Source organism: Melaminivora alkalimesophila (genome assembly GCF_000282995.1).
Classification (GTDB): Bacteria; Pseudomonadota; Gammaproteobacteria; order Burkholderiales; family Burkholderiaceae_C; genus Melaminivora; species Melaminivora alkalimesophila.
The window spans coordinates 1-6118 of the sequence record NZ_ALEE01000795.1; the positions used below are offsets into that span (position 1 = coordinate 1).

A 6118-nucleotide genomic window follows, 5' to 3' on the forward strand; every position below is an offset into this window, starting at 1 on the left:
CCGGCGCCGCGGCTGCCGTCGAGCCAGACCCAGAACAACGCCAGCGCCAGCACGCCCGCCATGCCGCCCCACACGCCCTCCCAGCTCTTGCCGGGGCTGATGGAGGGAGCGAGCTTGTTGCGCGTGAGGCGCAGGCCGAAGGCGCGGCCGCTGAAATAGGCGAAGGTGTCTGCCACCCACACCAGCACCAGGATGGACAGCAGGAAGTTGATGCCGGCGACGCGTGCCTGGGCGATGGCAAGCCACGCCAGCCACAGCACCGCCACGCCGCCGGCAAGGCGCAGCGCACGCGGCAGGCGCGGCCAGCCGGCCACCCCCGCGCGCAGCAGCCCCGCCCCGCCCAGCACCCACAGCGCCCCGGCGGCCGCCCACACCCATGGCAGTGACCGTGCGGGCAGCCCGGCCGCCCAGGCGGCGCCGCACAGCAACACACAGGCCGCGCCCAGGGCCAGCGCCGCCCCGTGGCCCAGGCCATTGAGCCGGCCCCACTCCCAGGCGCCCGCGCCCATCATGGCAAGCGCGATGGCGATGAACGGGCCAGGTGCAGGATAGAACAGTGCCGGCAACAGGATGGCCAGCAGGACCACGGCTGTGATGACACGTTGCTTGAGCATCCAGAGCCCTCCTGTGCGCGCCAGTGTACGGGGAACGGCCGCCGGCCTCAGGCCCGCAGCGGCTCGGGTTCAAGGCCCGCCCGAACCTGCTCGGACGTGCGCCCGAAGCGGCGCTCGCGCCCGGCGTACCAGTCCAGCGCCGCATCGAGCGCCGCCTCGTCGAAGTCGGGCCACAGCAAGTCGCTGAAGAACAGCTCGCTGTAGGCGGCCTGCCAGAGCAGGAAATTGCTCAGGCGCTTCTCGCCGCCGGTGCGGATCACGAGGTCCGGATCGGGCACGTGCGCCAGGGCGAGCGCACCGCACAGCGCGGACTCGGTGATGGGCTCGCCCCGCGCCGCCAGGGCCGCCGCGGCCTGGGCAATGTCCCAGCGCCCGCCGTAGTTAAAGCACACGCTGAGCACCAGGCGGGAGTTGCCCTGCGTGGCGCGCTCGGCCTGCGCCAGGCCGTTGCGCACCGACTCCGACAGGCCCTCGCGGTCGCCGACGAAACGCACGCACACGCCGTCGCGGCTCAGCTCGGGCACCTCGCGCGCCAGCGCCTTGGCCAGCAGGCCCATCAGGCCCGAGACCTCTTCGGCCGGACGGCCCCAGTTCTCCGAGGAGAAGGCGAACACCGTGAGCGCGCGCACCCCCCTTGCCACACAGGCGCGCACGCAGCGGCGCAGCGACTCCACCCCCTGGCTGTGGCCGGCCAGGCGCGGCAGCAGGCGCTGGCGTGCCCAGCGGCCATTGCCGTCCATGACGATGGCGACGTGGTGCGGGACGATCCCAGGAGGCGGTGCAGAGGGCATGACAGAAGCAGGCAGTGGCGCAGGATCGGGCAACGCCCCGCTCAGATCGCCATGATGTCCTGCTCCTTGGCAGCGACCAGGGCGTCGATCTCGGCGATGAACCGGTCGGTGATCTTCTGGATATCGGCCTCGGAGCGCTTCTGGTCGTCCTCGGAAGCCAGCTTGTCTTTGACCAGCTTCTTGACGCCCTCGTTGGCGTCACGGCGCAGGTTGCGCACCGCCACCTTGGCGGCCTCGCCCTCGCTGCGCGCCAGCTTGGTCATCTCCTTGCGGCGCTCCTCGCTCATGGGCGGCATGGGCACGCGGATCAGCTCGCCCATGGAGGCCGGATTCAGGCCCAGCTCGCTTTCGCGGATGGCCTTCTCGATCTTGGCCGACATGTTCTTTTCCCAGGGCTGCACGCTGATGGTGCGCGCGTCCAGCAACGACACGTTCGCCACCTGCGACAGCGGCACCATGGAGCCGTAGTACTCGACGTGGATCGCGTCGAGCAGCTGGGGATTGGCGCGCCCGGTGCGGATGCGCGACAGGTTGTTCTTCAGGGCGCCGATGGACTGCTCCATCTTGGCCTCGGTGTTTTTCTTGATCTCGGCAATGGTCATGGCGTTTCCTCTCGCAAGGGGAGCAATCGACGGAAGGCGCAGCGCCTGGGCGGCGCTGGCGGGCAAAGCCGTCAAGCGTACACCAGCGTGCCCTCGTCCTCGCCCACCACCACGCGCCTGAGTGCGCCGGGCTTGTTGATGGAGAACACGCGGATCGGCAGCTTCTGGTCGCGGCACAGGGCAAAGGCGGTCGCGTCCATGATGCCCAGGTTGCGCACCATGGCCTCGTCGAAGCTCAGCTGGGTGTAGCGCGTGGCCGTCGGGTCCTTGACCGGGTCGGCCGTGTAGACCCCATCGACCTTGGTGGCCTTGAGCACCAGCTGCGCGCCGATCTCGGCGCCGCGCAGGGCCGCGGCCGTGTCGGTGGTGAAGAAGGGGTTGCCGGTGCCGGCGGCAAACACGATCACCTTGCCCTCCTCCAGGTACTGCAGCGCCTTCGGGCGCACGTAGGGCTCGACCACCTGCTGGATGTCGATGGCGGACATCACGCGCGCCGTCAGCCCCTGGCGGTCCATGGCATCGGCCAGCGCCAGCGAGTTCATCACCGTCGCCAGCATGCCCATGTAGTCGGCGGTGGCGCGGTCCATGCCTTCGGCGCCACCGGCGACACCGCGGAAGATGTTGCCGCCGCCGATCACCACCGCCACCTCCACACCCAGCCGCACGACCTCAGCGATGTCCGTGACCATGCGCTCGATGGTCGTGCGGTTGATGCCGAAGGCGTCATCGCCCATGAGCGCCTCGCCCGACAGCTTGAGCAGGATGCGCTTGTAGACTGGCTGGGGGGCGTTCATGGGGTTCTCCGTCGGGCTGGGGATGGGAAAAGGGTGGATGGCGGCGGGCGGCAGGCGCGATCAGGCGCCGGTCTTGGCGGCGGCGACCTGCGCAGCCACCTCGGCGGCGAAATCGTCGGTCTTCTTCTCGATGCCCTCGCCCACCACGTACAGCGTGAAGCCCTTCACGGTGGTGTTCTTCTCCTTGAGCATCTGGCCGACGGTCTGCTTGCCATCGGCGGCCTTCACGAAGACCTGGTCGGCCAGCGAGACTTCCTTGAGGTACTTCTGCACCGAGCCTTCCACCATCTTGGCGACGATGTCGGCAGGCTTGCCCGACTCGGCGGCCTTGGCGGTAGCGACGCTGCGCTCCTTCTCGATCAGCTCGGCCGGCACCTCACCGGCGGTGAGCGCCACGGGCTTCATGGCGGCCACGTGCATCGCCACGTCCTTGGCGGCCGCGGCATCGCCCTCGTACTCCACGACCACGCCGATGCGCGAGCCGTGCAGGTAGGAAGCGAGCTGCGTGCCCTCGAAGTGCTTGAAGCGGCGGAAGGACATGTTCTCGCCGATCTTGCCGATCAGGCCCTTGCGCACATCTTCCAGCGTGGGGCCGAAGCCGTCCTGCTCGTAGGGAAGCTGGCCCAGGGCCTCGATGTCGGCCGGGTTGTGCTCGGCCACCAGCTTGGCGGCGGCGTTGGCCATGGCGATGAAGCTGTCGTTCTTGGAGACGAAGTCGGTCTCGCTGTTGACTTCGATCATGGCGCCCTTGCTGCCCTCGATGGACGCGGCGATCACGCCCTCGGCCGTCACGCGGGACGCGGCCTTGCCGGCCTTGGTGCCCAGCTTGACGCGCAGGATCTCCTCGGCCTTGGCCATGTCGCCACCGGCTTCGGTCAGGGCCTTCTTGCACTCCATCATGGGCGCGTCGGTCTTGGCGCGCAGCTCTCCGACCATGCTTGCGGTAATAGCAGCCATTTCAATGTTCTCCGTATCGGTTCAATTCGTCACAACAGGATAAAAAAAGGGGGCGCTCGATGGGCCCCGCTTTTCTCGTGGGCCCGCGCCCGCGCAACGCTCGGGCCGGGCGGTCGGGCTACCGGACTGGTCAGGCGGACTCTTCCACCTCGACGAACTCGTCCTCGCCTTCGCCGGCCACCGCCTTGACCACATCGTTCACGGCGTTCTCACGGCCTTCCACGATGGCGTCGGCAATGCCGCGGGCGTACAGCGCCACGGCCTTGGCCGAGTCGTCGTTGCCGGGGATGACGTAGTCGATGCCCTCGGGCGAGTGGTTGGAGTCCACCACGCCGATCAGCGGGATGCCCAGCTTCTTGGCCTCGGCCACGGCGATCTTGTGGAAGCCCACGTCGATCACGAAGATGGCGTCGGGCAGGGCGTTCATGTCCTGGATGCCGCCGATGTCCTTCTCGAGCTTCTCGAGCTCGCGGGTGAACATCAGCTGCTCCTTCTTGCTCATGGACTCCAGGCCGGCTTCCTGCTGGGCCTTCATGTCCTTGAGGCGCTTGATGGAGGTCTTGACGGTCTTGAAGTTGGTCAGCATGCCGCCCAGCCAGCGCTGGTCGACGTAGGGCATGCCCGCGCGCTGCGCCTGCTCGGCCACCAGCTCGCGCGCCTGGCGCTTGGTGCCGACCATCAGGATGGTGCCGCGGTTGGCAGCCAGCTGGCGCGCGTACTTCTGCGCCTCCTGGAACATCGGCAGCGTCTTTTCCAGGTTGATGATGTGGATCTTGTTGCGGGAGCCGAAGATGTAGGGGGCCATCTTGGGGTCCCAGAAACGGGTCTGGTGGCCGAAGTGGACGCCGGCTTCCAGCATTTCGCGCATGGTCACGGACATGGGGGTCTGCTCCAAAGGTTGGGTCTAAAATCCAGCCCCAACAATTGCGCCCGGCCGTGCATCACCATCGATGTCCAAAGGGCCGCGGCGCAACACCTCGAGAGGGCTGGTTCGCTATTGGTCTCGCCCTGCACGCTGCCCTCGAACGAGGACAGGCCTGCACTTGGCAAAACCCAGGGATTCTACCATGGCCCGTGGCCCGGCACCGCGCAGGCGGGCCGCCCGGCTGCCCCGACCGGTGGCCCTGCCCGGTGGAGCCGGGCAGCCCTCAGCCACCAACGACTGCACCTTCAGACCATGCGCATTGCCATCGTCGGCGCCGGCATCATCGGCGCCGCCACCGCGTTCGAGCTCAGCAGCGACGGCCACGAGGTCGTCGTGCTGGAGCAGCGCGCCTCCGCCGCGGAGCATTCCAGCTTCGCCAACACCGGCATGCTGGCGCCCAGCCTGTTGATCCCTTGGGCCGCGCCGGGCATCGGCGGACCGCTGGCGCGCCAGATGCTCGGCCACCGCGCCACCCTGCGACTGGTACGGGGCGCCGGGTCGGCCGGCCTGGGCTGGCTGTGGCGCTGGCTGCGCGCCGGACGCCAGCCGGGCCACCCCGAGCGCCTTGCGGCCCTGGCGCACCTGGGCCGCTACAGCCAGGCGCGCACGCGGGAACTGGCCGCCGGGCTCGGCGCCGACATCGAGACCAGCCGGGGGGCGCTGCTGCCCCTTCGCACCCTGGCCGACCGGCAGCTCGTCCAGCCGGCCATGGACGTGCTCCAGGCCTGTGGCATCGCGGTGCGCGAGGTGGACGCCGAGACTGCGCGCCTGATCGAGCCTGGCCTGGCCGCCGACGTGCCGCTGGCGGGCGCCCTGCACGCCAGCGACGGCGAGGCCGGCAACTGCCGCCTGTTCGCCCAGCTGCTGCGCCAGGCAGCCCAGGAGCGCGGCGCGCGTTTCGTGTTCAACGTCCGGGTCGAGCGGCTGCACACCTCTCCCACCGGCGTGCAGCTCGCCGGCCAGCCGGCGCCCGAGGCCTTCGACGCCGTGGTGCTCTGCGCCGGCGAGGCGAGCGCCGGACTGCTGCGCCCGCTCGGGCTGCGCCTGCCGCTGGCATCGCTGCATGGATACTCGGTCAGCGCCCCGGTGCGCGAGGATGTGCACGCCCCCCAAGGCACCTTCATCGACCCCCAGCACCGCATCACCATCGCGCGCCAGGGCCAGCGGGTGCGCGTCTCCGGCGGCGCGGAGCTGGGCCACGCCGGAGGCACCCACCATGCGCCCACGCTGCGCACGCTCTACCTCGCCCTGTCGGGCTGGTTCCCCGGCGGGGTGCTGACCTCCTCGCCGCAGGTGCAGGTCTGGCGCGGCGCGCGGCCGACCCTGCCCGACGGCGCGCCGGTGATCGGCGCCGGCCCGCTGCCGGGCCTGTGGCTCAACACGGGACACGGCGCGAGCGGCTGGGCCCAGGCCTGCGGCAGCGCGCGCGCCCTCG

At 69.9% G+C, this 6118-nt stretch carries 7 protein-coding genes; 1 reads left to right on the top strand and 6 read right to left on the bottom strand.

The annotated features are described in order from the left end of the window. The 6 genes from A612_RS15365 to rpsB form a co-directional block, all read right to left on the bottom strand. Nucleotides 1–614, bottom strand: a 614-nt coding sequence (locus A612_RS15365) for a phosphatidate cytidylyltransferase (protein ID WP_019375325.1), incomplete at its 3' end; no start/stop codon positions are given. Nucleotides 615–661: 47 nt separating this feature from the next. After that, nucleotides 662–1405 carry a polyprenyl diphosphate synthase gene (gene uppS / locus A612_RS15370; protein WP_040437180.1) on the bottom strand — a complete coding sequence of 248 codons (744 nt, stop codon included), beginning with the start codon at nt 1403–1405 and terminating at the stop codon, nt 662–664. A 41-nt stretch (nt 1406–1446) separates the two neighbouring features. Next, nucleotides 1447–2007 carry a ribosome recycling factor gene (frr, locus tag A612_RS15375; protein ID WP_019375327.1) on the bottom strand — a complete coding sequence of 187 codons (561 nt, stop codon included), beginning with the start codon at nt 2005–2007 and terminating at the stop codon, nt 1447–1449. Nucleotides 2008–2078: 71 nt separating this feature from the next. Next, a complete protein-coding gene (gene pyrH / locus A612_RS15380) occupies nt 2079–2801 on the bottom strand; it encodes a UMP kinase (RefSeq protein WP_019375328.1) in 723 nt (240 codons plus the stop codon). 60 nt (nt 2802–2861) lie between these two features. Continuing rightward, nucleotides 2862–3758, bottom strand: a complete 897-nt coding sequence (gene tsf / locus A612_RS15385) for a translation elongation factor Ts (protein WP_040437181.1) — start codon at nt 3756–3758, stop codon at nt 2862–2864. A gap of 130 nt (nt 3759–3888) precedes the next feature. Beyond that, entirely contained in the window at nt 3889–4638 is a 750-nt protein-coding gene (gene rpsB, locus A612_RS15390) for a 30S ribosomal protein S2 (protein WP_019375330.1), read from the bottom strand. 297 nt (nt 4639–4935) lie between these two features. On the opposite strand from rpsB, the gene A612_RS15395 reads away from it, so the two are divergent. Continuing rightward, nucleotides 4936–6118 (top strand): FAD-dependent oxidoreductase (locus tag A612_RS15395; protein ID WP_019375331.1); only part of this gene is annotated, 1183 nt, incomplete at its 3' end.

Bases quoted from the DNA above. Each gene is read 5' to 3' on its own strand.
- tsf (WP_040437181.1), bottom strand. From the start codon at position 3,758: ATGGCTGCTATTACCGCAAGCATGGTCGGAGAGCTGCGCGCCAAGACC.
- rpsB (WP_019375330.1), bottom strand. From the start codon at position 4,638: ATGTCCGTGACCATGCGCGAAATGCTGGAAGCCGGCGTCCACTTCGGC.
- pyrH (WP_019375328.1), bottom strand. From the start codon at position 2,801: ATGAACGCCCCCCAGCCAGTCTACAAGCGCATCCTGCTCAAGCTGTCG.
- frr (WP_019375327.1), bottom strand. From the start codon at position 2,007: ATGACCATTGCCGAGATCAAGAAAAACACCGAGGCCAAGATGGAGCAG.
- uppS (WP_040437180.1), bottom strand. From the start codon at position 1,405: ATGCCCTCTGCACCGCCTCCTGGGATCGTCCCGCACCACGTCGCCATC.